Source organism: Enterococcus sp. DIV2453a (assembly GCF_050533535.1).
GTDB classification, from domain to species: Bacteria; Bacillota; Bacilli; order Lactobacillales; family Enterococcaceae; genus Enterococcus; species Enterococcus faecalis.
This window is the reverse complement of sequence record NZ_CP172899.1, coordinates 2,306,581-2,321,934: the sequence shown is the minus strand read 5'-3', so window position 1 is coordinate 2,321,934 and position 15,354 is coordinate 2,306,581. Positions and strand designations below refer to the sequence as shown.

The window sequence follows — 15,354 nt, the reverse complement described above, 5'->3', positions numbered from 1 at the left end:
GGGCTTTTTAGAATGAGTATTTTATGGGTAATCAATGGCATTTTGCTAGTTATTGTACTAGCGATGGTATTCAATGAATTATATTTGAAAATTATGGTGAAACGTTCAGCAAAAATGCTGACGGAAGAAGAATTTAAAGAAACAATGCGTAAAGCACAAGTGATTGACGTTCGTGAGAAAGATACATTTGATGCTGGGCATATTTTAGGGGCGCGCAGCATGCCATACAGCATGTTAAAAACAACAATTGGTTCTCTTCGTAAGGATCAACCTGTTTATCTTTATGATCAGAAGAAAGCTTTAAGTATCCGAGCAGCTAATTTATTACGCAAAAATGGCTATACTGATATTTATATTTTAAAAGGCGGCTATGATGGCTGGACTGGGAAAGTGAAAAAGAGAAATAGTTAATAACAAAAAGAGTTGGTCTTCATTGAGACCAACTCTTTTTGTATAGGAAAGTTTAATAGAGATGCTGCTTTTTGTCAGTCCTCACTTTTTGAGCTACAATAAAGAGAAGAGGTGAAGGCAGATGATTCAAATCAAGCGAGCATATGAAGCACCGACAGAGCAAGATGGCTACCGTGTTTTAGTTGACCGTGTTTGGCCACGAGGAAAATCTAAGGAATCTGAAAAGTTAGATGAATGGCTCAAAGAAGTGGCCCCAAGTACAGAGCTACGGAAATGGTTTAATCATGAAGCAAATAAGTATCCTGAGTTTAAACAAAAATACCAAGAAGAATTGAAACATGAGCCAACTGCCACAGCGTTTAAGCAGTTACAGACGATTGTAAAAAATCAGCCAGTAGTCACGCTGGTCTATGGGGCGAAAGATACAGTGCATAATCAAGCGGTTGTCTTAAAAGAATTATTAGAAAAATAGAGTAGGTGATTGGATGAAAATTGCAATTGTAGGTGCTGGACCCAGAGGCTTATCAGCTGCAGAACGAGTCATTGAATGGGCTCGTAAAACGGAAATAAATGTTCAGCTCACGTTGTTTGATCCATACGGTCCAGGTGGAAAAATTTGGCGAGCAGAGCAACCTAATTATTTATTAATGAACACCGTGATTAGTCAAGTCACTTTATTTACAGATGAATCTTTTAGTGGCGAAGGACCAATTGTCAAGGGACCCACTCTCTATGAATGGACCCAAACAGAAGCTGCGCAGTACATTCAACAGCAACAACCCTATAATTATCTTGAGTTGTTGAAAGAATGTCATCGCCTTGGACCGAATGATCACTGCTCGAGGGCTTTTTATGGCATGTACCAAAAATGGTTTTATACGTATTTAGCCACGCGATGTAACGAACAAACATCGCTGACGTTTTTTAAAGAGCCAGTAACTGCTGTACGGGCAGGAGAGGATAACTATTATGTGTACACCCAATCCATTGAGTTTACGGCAGACAAAGTAATTTTAGCCATGGGTCACCAAGAAAATGAATTAACGACTGTTGAACAAGAGCTTGCGGACTACGCCAAGGAGCATCGTTTGTTTTATTCTTCTCCTAAAAATGCGGCGGATGCTTTATTGGCACTTGCCAATATACCCGCAAAACAACCCGTTGTGTTAAAAGGCTTAGGTTTGGCATTTTTTGACTATTTATCTGCCTTGACGATTGGCCGCGGGGGTGTTTTTTCTCGTCAAAATGGCCGCTTACGTTATGAACCTTCTGGAAGAGAGCCTATTATTATTGCTGGTTCTGGTCGCGGTTTTCCTTCTCATCCTCGAGGGATTAATCAAAAAGGTTACGGGGAAACCTATCAGCCTGTTTTTTTAACCGAAACGTATTTAGCTGAATGTCGTAAAAAAGGACAGGTTACAGGTGCAGAGTTTTTTTGGTATTTAAAAAAAGAAGTGGAATATGTGTATTACACTTGCTTAATCGAAGAAAAATATCCGCATCTTTCTAAAGAGGCCTTTCAACAGCTGTTTATTCAAACCAAGGGAGCGTCGGAAAGCTTAGCCCACTTTGAAAAACAAGATTGGTTTGATTGGCAAGCGTTAGAACATCCTGAAACAAAGAAAACCACTCATGAAAGTTTTCGTTCGTTTTTACTAGAGTATTTAAAATGGGATATTCAAGAAGCAGAGAAAGGCAATCTTAGCGGTCCTTTGACCACTGCTTTAGACAGTTTAAAAGATTTAAGAGATCAGATTCGCTTTGTTTTGGATGAAGGGTTATTAACGAATGACGAGAGTCAAAAGTGGTTGTGGCATTGGTTTACCCCGTTGAATACCTTTTTGTCAGTGGGACCTTCTGTTGAAAGAACAGAAGAGCTACAGGCGTTAGTTGAACTGGGATTAGTCACGATTCTGGGGCCAGAAATGCGTGTCGAAATGAAAGCGGGTCAATTTATTACTTATGCTAATTTGTTTCCGGAAAATCGGTATAATAGTCACTTTTTAATTGAAGCGCGCATTCCCAAAGTTAATAATGAAAAAAGTTTGAATCCTTTAACGAGGCAGTTGTTAGCCGATAAGCTAGCTACGCTCCATCAACTGGCATTAGCCGATGGTCAAATAGTCAAAACAGGTGCACTCTTGATTGTGCCTGCCACGAATCAAGTCATCACAAAAGATGGACAGGTGGCGACAGGCCTTTTTAGTTGTGGTATTCCAACAGAAGGTATTCATTGGTTAACAGCCGCTGCAGCTCGTCCGGGTGTGGATCCTTGGAATATGCGCGATATGGATCGGATTGCTGCCACTATTTTTAATAGTTAAGAAAAATAGTCAGCTCCTTTGGTAAAAAAGAAAGCATAACAAGTGGTCATCCATCGCTTTGATGGATGACCACTTGTTATGCTTAAGAGAATCAACCAAGCCAGAAGCGCTCCTGTTGATTTCTTGCCGTTAGATTTTTTATCTCAACGTCACAGCTATTTTTTAACGTGCAATACGTTTACGCATCGCTTTTTTACGGTTTTCTTCAATCATATCTTCTTTTTCTTCAATTGGATCAATGACTGTTTTTTTAATAGTTGTAGCCACACCGGCTAAAGCAGCAACTGTGATAGCAGTACCGACTAACATACCTGATACAAATTTTTTCATCGTTCATTCCTTCTTTCAAATTGTATTTGTTTCTATTATGACGGAAAAAAGCAAAAAAATCCAATAGTTACAATGATTTTTCATAAACTCTACGACTAATTTAGAGATTTGTTAAAATTTACCAAGTCTTTTCTGTATTTTTATAGGAAAAATGAATAAGGAGAAATGGCCAAATTAAATCCTGTTTACAAAATGAAATAATTCAGAAGTAAACCTTATTTAATGGTACAATAGAAAAAGAAATTAGGGAGTAAAAGGAGCGTATTTATGTCTATTTTAGTATTAGGTGGCGCAGGCTACATTGGCTCACATGCCGTCGATCAATTAATTTCAAAAGGATATGCCGTTATTGTTGTTGATAATTTATTAACGGGGCATCGTTCAGCAGTTCATGAACAAGCGACTTTCTATGAAGGCGATATTCGTGATAAAGCTTTTTTACGTAGTGTCTTTGAAAAGGAATCAATTGAAGGGGTGTTGCACTTTGCGGCCAATTCTTTAGTAGGAGAATCCGTGGAGAAACCGTTAATGTATTTCAATAACAATGTTCACGGCACGCAAATTGCCTTGGAAGTCATGCAAGAATTCGGGGTGAAACACATTGTTTTTTCTTCCACAGCGGCCACTTATGGCGAACCAAAAGCAATGCCTATTACAGAAGAAACCCCAACGAATCCTAAAAATCCGTATGGGGAAAGTAAATTAATGATGGAAAAAATCATGAAATGGTGCGACAACGCTTATGGAATGAAATATGTTGCTTTGCGTTATTTTAATGTTGCAGGAGCAAAAAAAGATGCCTCAATTGGTGAGGATCACACGCCAGAAACGCATATTGTGCCAATTATTTTACAAGTGGCATTAGGCCAACGAGCAGAGCTAAGTATTTTGGGGGATGATTATGATACACCAGATGGCACGTGCATTCGAGATTATGTTTACATTGAAGACTTGATTGCAGCACATATTTTGGCTTTAGAATATTTGAAAAATGGCGGCGAAAGTGACGTCTTTAACCTGGGAAGCAACAACGGCTATTCTGTTAAAGAAATGTTAGATGCTGCTCGCGAAGTGACAGGCCAAGAAATTCCTGCGACAATCGCCCCACGCCGAGCAGGGGATCCTAGTACGTTGATTGCTTCTAGTGAAAAAGCCAAACGAGTTTTAGGCTGGCAACCAGAAGTAACTGAGGTCAAGGACATTATCGCCACCGCTTGGCAATGGCACCAAGCTCATCCACATGGATATCAAGAAAAGTAATAGGAGGAATGAAGCGATGACCACGAGTCAAATGATTGCCGATTTTACCACACTTGCTATTCAAGCAGGTGGTTGGATGGAATTGGATCGCTTATATCTTCAGAATCGTTTATTATCAATGATTGGTGAACAAGAATTAGGCGAAGTAGACATACGGCCTGTGGCAACACCCGCCGCTGATTTGGCGGAACAATTGTGTCAAATTGCGAGTGCCAATCAACTTGTAAAAACAGAGCAACAAAAAGAACAGTTCATGGTGCAATTGATGGATTTGTTGACACCGCCACCTTCTGTGGTTAATGCTTTTTTTGCGCAACATTATGCCAAAGAGCCACAAGAGGCTACCGAGTATTTTTACCAACTTTGTCAAAAAAACGGTACGGTCATTGAACAGGAAGAACCTGTTGTTTTTTCAACAGTCTATGGTGATTTTTTAGCAAATAAGGTCCACAGTGAGGCGTCAAAAGCAACGCTCTCTGCACAAAGCTATCCCCGCTGTGAATGGTGCATGGCAACAGAAGGCTACCAGGGAAGTCAGCAATTTCCTGCGACTACGAACCATCGAGTGATTCGAATGAACTTAGATGGCGAAAGCTGGGGGTTTTCCTTTGTAAAACAGGCACAATATCAGCAACAAGGTGTGATTGCGTTTGAAAAACATCAGGCAGCGAAACGTTCAGTTAAGACTTTTCAGCAATTGTTGAAAATTGTTGAGGTCTTTCCTCATTATTTTGCTGGGATTGATGCTGTCTTTGAACAAAATGAGCATGTCTATTATCAAACGGGTTTGCAACAATTTCCATTAGCCGAAGCGAGCATTTCAGAATATGTTGAGTTAGCTAACTATCCTTTAATCAACGCAGGAATGGTGAATTGGCCAGTTGCGACATTTCGCTTAGAGGGACCGAATGCGTCAGAAGTTGCCCAAGCCGCAAATGATATTTTTGAGCAATGGCAAATGCTGAAACTGCCAACGGATGAGATACAAATCGTTGCCCGACGAAAAGAACTTTTATATGTCATGGACTTAATTTTTAGTCGACCTCAAGCAAAGCCTTCGTTAACGTTAGCAGAAGTCCAAGGTTTAACGACTTGGAACAACCAGAAAACGCAGGCACTTGAAACTGTCGCTTCAGCGTATCAACAGCGATTAAAAGAAGCCAGTGCGTTTGCAGAAACAAGTGAAGGAAAAGCGGCTTTTTTAGCAATGGTTGCGCCAGTGACTCATTAAAAGAAAAAAGATGCCGAATGACTAAAAATCACGTATAATAGATAAGAATGAAAAATAAGGGAGGGTAAAAAATGGCTTATCAAGCACTTTATCGGGTCTGGCGTTCACAACGTTTCGATGACGTAGTAGGACAAAAAGCAATTACTCAGACACTGAAAAATGCGATAGTGCAAAAGAAAACATCTCATGCCTATTTATTTACTGGCCCTCGTGGTACAGGTAAAACCAGTGCCGCAAAAATTTTCGCTAAAGCGATTAACTGTAAACATAGTCAAGATGGTGAACCTTGTAATGTTTGTGAAACCTGTGTAGCCATTACGGAAGGTCGTTTAAATGATGTCATTGAAATTGATGCGGCGAGTAATAATGGCGTGGAAGAAATCCGTGATATTCGTGATAAAGCAAAGTATGCACCGACACAAGCCGAGTACAAAGTTTATATTATTGATGAAGTTCATATGCTATCAACAGGCGCGTTCAATGCACTTTTAAAAACCTTGGAAGAACCGCCACAAAATGTTATTTTTATCTTAGCAACGACTGAACCACACAAGATTCCGTTAACGATTATCTCACGGACGCAACGCTTTGATTTTAAGCGAATTAGTACGCAAGATATCGTCGATCATATGGCCCATATCATGCAGGAAATGGCTCTCGATTATGAGGAACAAGCCCTTTATGTGATTGGACGTGCTGCGGAAGGTGGGATGCGAGATGCCTTGAGTATCTTGGATCAAACGATTTCATTTAGTGATGAAAAAGTAACACTGGAAGATGCAATGCAAGTGACAGGCAGCCTAACCTATGAAATGATGGATCATTATATTCAGTGTTGTGTCGCCGGTGATGTTGAACGAGCATTAGAAGGCTTGGAAAGTATTTTAGGCGAAGGTAAAGAAGCGCGCCGTTTCTTAGAAGATTTGTTATTATATTGTCGAGATTTGCTGATGTATCAGCAAGCACCGAAGTTATTAGCAGAAAAAGCAGGAACTTTGACAGAAGCATTTAAGGAACTAGCTACACAAACACCTGCTGAAAAAATCTACCAACTAATCCAAATTTTAAGTGACACACAAAATGAGATCCGCTTTACCAACAATGCGAATATCTATCTGGAAGTAGCCACTGTCAAATTAGCTAAAACGGTGCAACCCAATAAACACAACACGCCAGAAACAACTAATCAAGGTGGTAGTGCAGAGGGAAATCCAGAATTAGCAGATTTACAAAATCAAATCGGGCAACTGAAGAAAGAACTGGCTGAATTAAAGAAACACGGTGTAGCTGTCAAAGAAGCAGATGCGCCACGTCAACAAGCACGACCACAAGCGCCAAAAAGTTCGTTCCGCGTACCCACAGAACGCGTATATCAAGTCTTAAACGAAGCGACTAGAACACATTTAATGAATGTGAAAAATGTTTGGGAAGACTTACTGCAAACATTATCTGTGACTCAACGAGCGATGCTAAAGGCTAGTGAACCTGTCGCAGCAAGTCCTAAGGGGATCGTGGTGGCATTTGACTATGAGATTGTTTGTGCTCGTGCAACAGACGATGAAGAGATGCAGTTAGCTTTCAATAATAATTTAAGCCGTTTGATGGACTATACACCAGAGATGGTCTGCATTACTAGAGAAAGCTGGCCAAAACTAAGACAAAGTTTTATTAACCAAAATCAGGGCAGTTTGAATCATTCTGAACCTGAAAATGAAATGGCTCGTCTAGCGGACGAACCGCCTGTAACAAATGAACATTCACAAGAAAATCCAGTAGTAGATGAAGCAATCGCTATGTTTGGTGAAGAGCTTGTCGAAGTACTAGATGATTAATACGAAGGAGTAGAGGAATTATGATGCGAGGAATGGGCAACATGCAAGGCATGATGAAACAAGTACAAAAAATGCAAAAAGAAATGGCCAAAGCGCAAGAAGCGCTAAATGAAAAAGAATTTATCGGTGAAGCAACCAATCAACTTGTGACAGCGACCTTTACTGGTGATCGCACAATGAAAGATTTGACCATTAAAGAAGACGTGGTTGATCCTGAAGACGTTGATATGTTACAAGATTTAGTCATTATGGCTGTCAACGATGCGTTAGTAAAAATTGAAAAAGAAACCGAAGCAACTTTAGGTAAATACACCAAAGGAATGCCAGGATTCTAAAAAATAAGACCAACGAAAGTATGAAAAACGTCATGCCCAAAAAATCGAACTTTTTGGGCATGACGTTTTTTCTGTTTTTGTGGGAAAACTCTTTGGCAATTTTAGTAGTCGCTTCCAAAAAACTATGCTATACTAAAGCCAATTGAAGAGAAACATTTGGGGTGCTATTAGCTGAGATTATACCCATGGAACCTGAAACAGTTAGGACTGGCGCAGGGAAATGTCTTGAAATTTTGACCGATTATTGCACCCAACTACGTTTATTTGTGGTTGGGTTTTTCTGTCTTTTTCAGTCGCGCCTCCTTTTGCTTCTCGCAGAAAGGAGTTTTTTTACGTGGAAAAAAATCGAATCCACAGAGTTACGTTACTGGCTTTAATGATTGCGATGGACGTTGTATTATCGCCGTTAATGCGAATTGAGGGAATGGCCCCTATGTCCAGTGTCATGAACATTATTGCCGGAGTTTTATTAGGTCCTCTTTACGGAACTCTCATGGCACTTGTCTGCGGCTTAATCCGTATGACGTTCTTAGGTATTCCGCCATTAGCGTTAACAGGTGCCGTCTTTGGCGCGTTTTTTGCTGGTTTATTTTATCAATGGGGACAAAAATTAGGCTGGTCGATGCTAGGGGAAATTTTTGGGACAGGCATCATTGGCTCGTTATTGTCCTATCCTGTAATGGTTTGGTTTACTGGCAGTAAGCAGAATTTTTATTGGTTCATTTATACACCACGATTTATTGGTGCCACACTGATTGGTTCAGTGATTGCTTGGCTTGTCTTAGTAAAACTGAAAGAAACTCGGGTATTTAAACAAACACAGGAATTATTTTTGGGAGGGTACTTTTATGAAAACAAGCGTTAAGTTTGAAACGATTTTTCCACTGACAACGGCACCATTAATTCAGTGCATTACGAATGAAATTACGTGTGAGTCTATGGCGAATGCATTACTTTATATTGATGCTAAACCCATTATGGCAGATGATCCCCGGGAATTTCCGCAGTTGTTTCAGCAAACCAGTGCCTTGGTTTTGAATTTAGGCCATTTATCACAAGAACGAGAGCAAAGCTTGTTAGCAGCTAGTGATTATGCTCGGCAAGTGAATAAACCGACCGTAGTCGATTTAGTCGGTTATGGCGCCAGTGATATTCGAAATGAAGTCGGGGAAAAGCTGGTGCACAATCAGCCAACCGTTGTGAAAGGGAATCTTTCAGAAATGCGGACTTTTTGCCAGTTGGTGAGTCATGGCCGAGGAGTGGATGGCAGCCCTTTGGATCAAAGTGAAGAAGCAATTGAGGAGCTGATTCAAGCTTTACGTCAACAAACACAAAAGTTTCCCCAGACGGTATTTTTAGCAACAGGGATTCAAGATGTCTTGGTTAGCCAAGAGCAAGTGATTGTCTTACAAAATGGCGTTCCTGAGTTGGATTGTTTCACTGGCACGGGCGATTTAGTCGGCGCATTAGTTGCCGCTTTATTAGGTGAAGGCAACGCGCCAATGACTGCGGCAGTAGCCGCAGTGAGCTATTTTAATCTTTGCGGAGAAAAAGCCAAGACTAAGAGCCAAGGGCTGGCCGATTTTCGCCAAAATACGTTAAATCAGTTATCTCTTTTAATGAAGGAGAAGGATTGGTTTGAGGCGGTGAAAGGACGAGTGCTATGAGAGAACAATTGAAAGTTTATTTGGTGACAGGTCGGTATGATTTTAGTGATACTGAATTTTTAAAACGAATTGAAACTGCTTGTCGCAGTGGAGTGACATTGGTCCAACTGCGCGAAAAGAAAGTGTCAACACGGCGCTTTTACGAATTAGCAGTGAAAGTTAAAGCGATAACAGATGCGTATCAGATTCCGTTGATTATTAATGATCGTGTCGATATTTGCTTGGCAGTGGATGCGGCAGGTGTGCATATAGGGGATGATGAATTACCGGTTGCTCTTGTGCGAAAACTGGTTGGGTCCATAAAAATCGTAGGTGTTTCAGCCAAAACGGTGGCACGAGGAGTTGAAGCGGAAAACGAGGGCGCTGATTATTTAGGCGTGGGCGCAATTTTCCCCACAACGACTAAGGACAGTCCGTTAACTTCTTTGCAGACACTTTCTGAAATTGCCGCAGCAGTCACGATTCCTGTTGTAGCGATTGGTGGAATCAAAGAAGAGAATATAGAACAACTTATGGGAACGGGAGTGGCTGGTGTTTCACTGGTCAGTGAAATTATGCTGGCTGAACAGATAACCGAGAAAGTTCAAGGGTTGATGCGTGTAACGGAGCGAATGTTGGAGGCGAGAAAATGACCGAATATAATTTGACCCCACAAGTAGTCACGATTGCTGGTTCTGATTCTGGTGGGGGAGCTGGCATGCAAGCAGATTTAAAAACATTTCAAGCACGGCAGGCATTTGGCTTAAATATTGTCATTGCATTGACGGCACAAAATACGTATGGCGTGCAAGATAGCTTACCGATTCCTAGTTCATTTATTGATGCACAATTTCAATCACTGGCGGCTGATTTTAAAATTGGGGCAGCGAAAACGGGGATGTTAGCAGATAGTGAGCGTGTCGAAGCTGTTGTTCGCAATTTGCAGAAAGTTGATTTTGGTCCGTTGATTGTCGATCCTGTAATGGTGGCTAAAGGTGGACATCATTTGTTAGAAGCCGAGGCAGTTCAAACGATTAAAGAGCAACTGTTGCCATTAGCAACGGTCGTGACACCTAATTTACCAGAAGCGGAAGTTTTACTAGAGACGACCATCAAGACAGAACAAGAAATGCAGACCGCAGCAAAAAAATTACAGCAATTGGGCACAAAAAATATTATTATGAAAGGCGGACATAGCACAAATCAACAAGCGGCTGATTATGTGTTAATGGAAGACGGTTCGAGCTTTTGGCTAAGTGCACCACGAATTGTAACGAAAAATACTCATGGAACAGGAGATACTTTTTCAGCGTGTATCGCAGCCGAATTAGCAAAAGGTACGCCGTTAGAAGCGGCGATTGTGATTGGCAAACAGTTTATACAAGGGGCCATTAGCCAAGCAATTTCTGTTGGACATGGTCACGGACCTACTAATCATTGGGCCCAATTAACGCAAGATATTCAAGTTATTAAAGCATAAGAAGAGCCTGGGGAAAAATCATTTTAGATTTTTCCCCAGGCTTTAAATAGCTTAAAGTTCCCTCTTAATATAGTTTATAAACGTTTTGTTCACTAATCTTCACATTTTAAATAAATTTCTTGGCCTTGTTCTTGCAAATGAGCCACGTGGGATTCTCCCCAATTACATAAGTTATCTAAGACAGCAGAGAGGCTTTGACCATAATCGCTTAAATAATATTCGACTTTTGGTGGAACTTGGTTGTAAACTTTTCGCTCGATAATGTTGTCTTCTTCGAGTTCCCGTAATTGTTGTGTCAGCATTTTTTGACTAATGCCAGTAATGCCGCGTTTTAAATCGCTAGGGCGCATGGCGCCGTGCCGTAAATTACACAGAATAATTGGTTTCCATTTGCCGCCAATAACATCCATCGTTGCTTCGACACCAATCGCATATGTACGAGTTTCCAAAAAACATTCCTCCTTAATAGATTGATAATAAACAAAAGTTACTAAAAGGTACCTATGATACAAAAAAGTAGGTACTTATCAAAATTTCAATCTTAGTATATAGTAATTTTTGTTGAAATTCAAATGTTTTTTAGGAGGAAGAGAATGGAAAAGAAAATTTCACCAAATTTAACGCTCTTTGCATTAGCTATCAATGCTTTCGCAATCGGTTCAACAGAATTTATTAGTGTGGGTTTATTACCAATGATTGTTAAAAGTTTTCATATTAGTCTTTCCCAAGCAGGTTTGACTGTTTCTTTGTACGCTTTAGGTGTGACAATTGGGGCGCCGTTATTAACAATTTTGACAGGAAAATGGAATCGTCGCTCATTAATGCTGGGGATTATGCTTCTTTTCATTAGTGGGAATTTAATTGCTGCATTTGCGCCAACGTTTATTATTTTATTGGTAGGGCGGATACTTTCTGCATTGGCGCATGGCATTTTCATGTCTGTTTCGACTGTCATCGCCGCAGATGTTGTGCCGCCATCACGTCGTGCCAGCGCCATTGCTATTATGTTTACAGGCTTAACGGTTGCAACAGTGACTGGCGTACCTTTAGGGACGTTTATTGGGCAACAAACAGCTTGGCATATGTCCTTTCTTTTTATAGCCAGTATTGGCTTGGTGGGACTGATTGCTAGTTATTTTTTAGTTCCCAAAAATTTACCGATACCAGGGAAGGTTGACTTAAAAGGAATCACGCGGATTTTTACGAACAAACCCCTTGTTTTCTCTTTTCTAATTACTGCTTTTGGTTATGGTGGAACGTTTGCTGCATATACGTACTTGTCACCGTTATTGGAAAATTTAGGCTTTTCAGCCAACGCGGTAGTGATTATTTTAGTTGTTTATGGCGTAATGGTCGCAATTGGCAATACAGTAGGTGGTCACTGGGCAAATAAAAAACCTTTAGATTCGTTAGTAAAAATGTTTAGCTTATTAATTCTGTCCTTAGTCTTTTTATTTATTACTGTTTTAATGGATAACAGTCTTCTAGGCTTATTAGCAAGTTTGATGTTGGGTCTATTTGCCTTTATGAATGTACCTGGTTTACAACTATATGTTGTAGAATTAGCGGAAAAGTATGTTCCAGAAGATATCACTTTGGCCTCAGCTTTTAATATTGCAGCCTTTAATATTGGGATTACCGTCGGCTCAATGACAGGTGGGGTGGTCACAGAACATTTATCAGTAACATATACACCGATTTTTGGTGGCTTTATCGTGTTGATTGCCGTCTTGTTCGTACTTTATATTCGGAAGCAAGAAGAACAAAAAAACAACTATCTTTAGAAAACTAGAAAAAAGCAGCTGGTCACTACGGAACGGACCAGCTACTTTTTTTAAGCTTTTTTGCGGAAATAATTCCAGCAAGCAATTAAAACAATTACTAATAAGGTTAACAAGAAAATCAGAGAAATGAGGGAGCCCATCGTTGTCCCCTGAGCAAAATTATCTGCGTGGTCTTGAGCGATATTAATAATCGTCGCTACAATGGCCGTCGCAATAGCGCCAGAAAATTGTTGAAGTGTATTAAATAACGTATTACCGTCGCCAAAATCTTTCTCCTCTAACAAGCTCATACCAGTCGTCATCATATTACTGTATGCAAAACCTAGACCAATCATATAGGTAACATGTCCAGCGACGAATCCTAATAAAACAGGCATCTCTAGTAAAATTGTTAAAGCTAGCCAACCGATTGTCGCCAAACTTAAGCCAAATAATATAGGTTTTTTAGCGCCGTATTGATCCAACACTCGTCCAGAAAGTGGTGCCAAAATGGCCCCGACTGTAGCACCTGGCAACATGACTAGCCCAGCTACAAACGCATTTTTTCCAAGGACGATTTGAACAAAGTTTGGTAAGACAAAGGAAATACCTAACAATAAGAATTGACAAACTAAAAAGCCACATAAAAATAAAACGAAGGCGGGATTTTTTAAAATTGTCAAACGAACTAGTGGCTGTTCAGCGGTCGTTGCTCGTTTATAAAAAATAACAAAGCCAATAACGGCTGCCAGAAGTGAAAGCCAGCCAAACAATGTGCCAATTTTACTTAAAAACATCAACAAACCACTAAATAACAGGGCAATACCAATTAAACTAACCAAATCAAGAGTGGTGGTTTTTTTAACAGGTATTTCTGGAATAGCCGATAATCCCATAAACAAAGAAAGTAGTAAAACAGGAATTAAGAATAAAAAGATGGCGTGCCAAGACAGGGAAGATGTTAAGATTCCACCATACGTTGGACCAATGGCTGGAGCAATTGAAGTGGTCAATGTGCCTACCCCCATCATCGTTCCTCGTTTTTCCAGCGGGGTAAAGTTCAAAATAATATGAAACATCAGTGGCAAAGCAATCCCAGTGCTAGCCCCTTGGAAGAGTCGGCCTAATAACAAGATACTGAAAGATGGCGAATAGACATCAATCGCTAAACCAATCAAAAAGAAAAGATTCGCAACGATAAATAAGCGTCTTAGCGAATAGGTTTTTAATAAATAATTGGATAAGGGCACCATGATAGAAATAACTAATAAATAAATCGTTGTCACCCACTGCACGGTACCGGTGGAAACACCAAATTCCTTTGTTAATGTCGGAAAGGTTACATTCATTGCTGTTTCAATTAATACGCCAGCAAAAGACATAATTCCTGTCGCTAAAACGGCAGGGAATAATCGTACGTTTTTTTGTTCCATTTAATCACCTCTATAGTTTTCATTTTTTCGTAAAAAAATAGAAGCAGTTTCTATAAGAATAGAAACCGCCTCTCTCTCGACACGCAACTTGCGTGTTATCTGTACGATTTGTTTACATGTTGCATTGTAAACAGTTTTTAGGCAATCGTCAAGCAGAAAATAATTAACGTTGCATGAAGAAACTAATAATTGCAAAAATAGCAATGTGAGCTGGATAGAAAATATAAAAGAAATTCCGCATGCCACGGCCTTTTTCACCATTATAAAGAACAATTGGGATCGCTGCTAAAATCATCATCCATTGGTGGTTCACCCCGAATAGTTCTTGGAAATTATAGCTGGCTGCTGAAATCAACGCAACAACGCCAATTGCTGAAATTTGTAACCACTTTTTGCCATGGAATAAATAAAAAGCTACGGCCAAGAGAACAAATAAAAACCCACCTTCTGTCATCATTAGTGATGGCACAATCAGATTGAAAATTTGGAAACCAATTAAGATAGCAGGGTTGCTTAATATGTCTGGAGAACTAAAAACAACGAGAGGTAGAGCACTGATTAATAAAGGCACAATAAACCAAAGAAGCCCTTTACCAATTTGTTTTTGTTTAAAATAGTCCATAGACTGCATGTAGACCGTACCTAAAAATAACGTCCCAAAAATATTATTGATAATTAAGCCACCTGTTGAAAAATACGCATTTAAAATGCCGTTCAGAATCCCCATAATCCAGAAACCTAACAATAACCGGAACATGTATTTTCGCCGATTGCTTGTGTGAATGAAGCCTTCAGAACTTTCAAATAAGAAAATAGGTGCAGCAATTCGTCCAATCCATCCGAACCAACCAGGCACGCCTAAAAAACTAAAAAATTGCAATAGATGGTCAAAGACCATTGAAATAACCCCAATGACTTTCAAATGAAAGCCAGTTAATGTTTTACCCATAGTATAAACGCCTCTCTTTCATAAAGAACAATATAACAAAGTTCAGAAAAACCAACCATTTATTTGCCTAACAGTTATCTTACAAAATTGTTTGATTTCTTCAGCTTTTGATGAAAGAAAAAAGTGCCAAGACTAGTTTTTATAATTATTCTATGCTATAGTAAAAGTACATTTTAATAAAAAACATTTGGGGTGCTGTTATGGCTGAGATGATACCCATTGAACCTGATGCAGTTAGTACTGTCGCAGGGAAATGCCGATTTACTTTGATTTTTCACGCACTCATTCTGTCCTAGGATGAGTGTGTTTTCTTTTATCAGGGTTTATTTAAGTCACTCCTTTTGCTTTTTGTTAAGAGAA

16 protein-coding genes and 2 riboswitches are annotated in these 15,354 nt (G+C 39.8%); of the genes, 12 read left to right on the top strand and 4 right to left on the bottom strand.

Annotated features, from left to right (window positions below; all coding sequences use genetic code 11):
- Positions 1 to 12: 12 nt before the first annotated feature.
- The 3 genes from IGK03_RS11245 to IGK03_RS11235 all read left to right on the top strand — a co-directional run bounded on the left by IGK03_RS11245 (position 13) and on the right by IGK03_RS11235 (position 2,735).
- Positions 13 to 411 (top strand): rhodanese-like domain-containing protein, encoded by a 399-nt coding sequence (locus IGK03_RS11245; protein WP_002356334.1) that lies wholly within the window; start codon positions 13 to 15, stop codon positions 409 to 411.
- Between the two features lie 121 nt (positions 412 to 532).
- Positions 533 to 883: a DUF488 domain-containing protein gene (locus IGK03_RS11240; RefSeq protein ID WP_002362343.1), complete on the top strand. Its 351-nt coding sequence runs from the start codon at positions 533 to 535 to the stop codon at positions 881 to 883.
- A 13-nt stretch (positions 884 to 896) separates the two neighbouring features.
- The gene (locus tag IGK03_RS11235) at positions 897 to 2,735 is read left to right on the top strand and encodes an FAD/NAD(P)-binding protein (protein ID WP_033625119.1); all 1,839 of its coding nucleotides are present in this window, start codon (positions 897 to 899) and stop codon (positions 2,733 to 2,735) included.
- 162 nt (positions 2,736 to 2,897) lie between these two features.
- Here IGK03_RS11235 and IGK03_RS11230 read toward each other — a convergent pair whose 3' ends face one another.
- Positions 2,898 to 3,065 (bottom strand): DUF3042 family protein, encoded by a 168-nt coding sequence (locus tag IGK03_RS11230; protein ID WP_002356337.1) that lies wholly within the window; start codon positions 3,063 to 3,065, stop codon positions 2,898 to 2,900.
- A gap of 267 nt (positions 3,066 to 3,332) precedes the next feature.
- Here IGK03_RS11230 and galE point away from each other — a divergent pair, with 267 nt between their 5' ends.
- The 8 genes from galE to thiD all read left to right on the top strand — a co-directional run bounded on the left by galE (position 3,333) and on the right by thiD (position 10,849).
- The gene (gene galE, locus IGK03_RS11225) at positions 3,333 to 4,325 is read left to right on the top strand and encodes a UDP-glucose 4-epimerase GalE (protein ID WP_104662295.1); all 993 of its coding nucleotides are present in this window, start codon (positions 3,333 to 3,335) and stop codon (positions 4,323 to 4,325) included.
- Positions 4,306 to 5,556, top strand: a complete 1,251-nt coding sequence (locus IGK03_RS11220; RefSeq protein WP_033625117.1) for a UDP-glucose--hexose-1-phosphate uridylyltransferase — start codon at positions 4,306 to 4,308, stop codon at positions 5,554 to 5,556. Before galE ends, IGK03_RS11220 begins: the two co-directional genes overlap by 20 nt.
- A 71-nt stretch (positions 5,557 to 5,627) precedes the next feature.
- Positions 5,628 to 7,388 (top strand): DNA polymerase III subunit gamma/tau, encoded by a 1,761-nt coding sequence (dnaX, locus tag IGK03_RS11215; RefSeq protein WP_002367228.1) that lies wholly within the window; start codon positions 5,628 to 5,630, stop codon positions 7,386 to 7,388.
- Positions 7,389 to 7,408: 20 nt separating this feature from the next.
- Complete coding sequence (locus IGK03_RS11210; protein ID WP_002382484.1) at positions 7,409 to 7,723, top strand: YbaB/EbfC family nucleoid-associated protein; 315 nt, start codon at positions 7,409 to 7,411, stop codon at positions 7,721 to 7,723.
- Positions 7,724 to 7,870: 147 nt separating this feature from the next.
- Positions 7,871 to 7,959, top strand: a riboswitch (TPP riboswitch).
- 140 nt (positions 7,960 to 8,099) lie between these two features.
- Entirely contained in the window at positions 8,100 to 8,588 is a 489-nt protein-coding gene (gene thiW, locus IGK03_RS11205; protein ID WP_002356342.1) for an energy coupling factor transporter S component ThiW, read from the top strand.
- Positions 8,572 to 9,390 (top strand): hydroxyethylthiazole kinase, encoded by an 819-nt coding sequence (locus IGK03_RS11200; RefSeq protein WP_002397896.1) that lies wholly within the window; start codon positions 8,572 to 8,574, stop codon positions 9,388 to 9,390. Before thiW ends, IGK03_RS11200 begins: the two co-directional genes overlap by 17 nt.
- Positions 9,387 to 10,022 (top strand): thiamine phosphate synthase, encoded by a 636-nt coding sequence (gene thiE / locus IGK03_RS11195; RefSeq protein WP_010776065.1) that lies wholly within the window; start codon positions 9,387 to 9,389, stop codon positions 10,020 to 10,022. Before IGK03_RS11200 ends, thiE begins: the two co-directional genes overlap by 4 nt.
- On the top strand, positions 10,019 to 10,849 hold the full coding sequence (gene thiD / locus IGK03_RS11190) for a bifunctional hydroxymethylpyrimidine kinase/phosphomethylpyrimidine kinase (RefSeq protein ID WP_002362487.1): 831 nt from the start codon (positions 10,019 to 10,021) through the stop codon (positions 10,847 to 10,849). The genes thiE and thiD overlap by 4 nt, the downstream gene beginning before the upstream one ends.
- Before the next feature lie 92 nt (positions 10,850 to 10,941).
- Here thiD and IGK03_RS11185 read toward each other — a convergent pair whose 3' ends face one another.
- A complete protein-coding gene (locus IGK03_RS11185) occupies positions 10,942 to 11,298 on the bottom strand; it encodes a winged helix-turn-helix transcriptional regulator (RefSeq protein WP_002356348.1) in 357 nt (118 codons plus the stop codon).
- A 144-nt stretch (positions 11,299 to 11,442) separates the two neighbouring features.
- Here IGK03_RS11185 and IGK03_RS11180 point away from each other — a divergent pair, with 144 nt between their 5' ends.
- Entirely contained in the window at positions 11,443 to 12,633 is a 1,191-nt protein-coding gene (locus tag IGK03_RS11180; RefSeq protein WP_049095899.1) for an MFS transporter, read from the top strand.
- 50 nt (positions 12,634 to 12,683) lie between these two features.
- Here IGK03_RS11180 and IGK03_RS11175 read toward each other — a convergent pair whose 3' ends face one another.
- Complete coding sequence (locus IGK03_RS11175) at positions 12,684 to 14,045, bottom strand: MFS transporter (RefSeq protein ID WP_002362334.1); 1,362 nt, start codon at positions 14,043 to 14,045, stop codon at positions 12,684 to 12,686.
- Positions 14,046 to 14,208: 163 nt separating this feature from the next.
- Positions 14,209 to 14,994, bottom strand: a complete 786-nt coding sequence (locus IGK03_RS11170) for a TraX family protein (protein ID WP_002356353.1) — start codon at positions 14,992 to 14,994, stop codon at positions 14,209 to 14,211.
- 178 nt (positions 14,995 to 15,172) lie between these two features.
- A riboswitch (TPP riboswitch) is annotated at positions 15,173 to 15,263 on the top strand.
- The last annotated feature ends 91 nt before the right edge of the window (positions 15,264 to 15,354 follow it).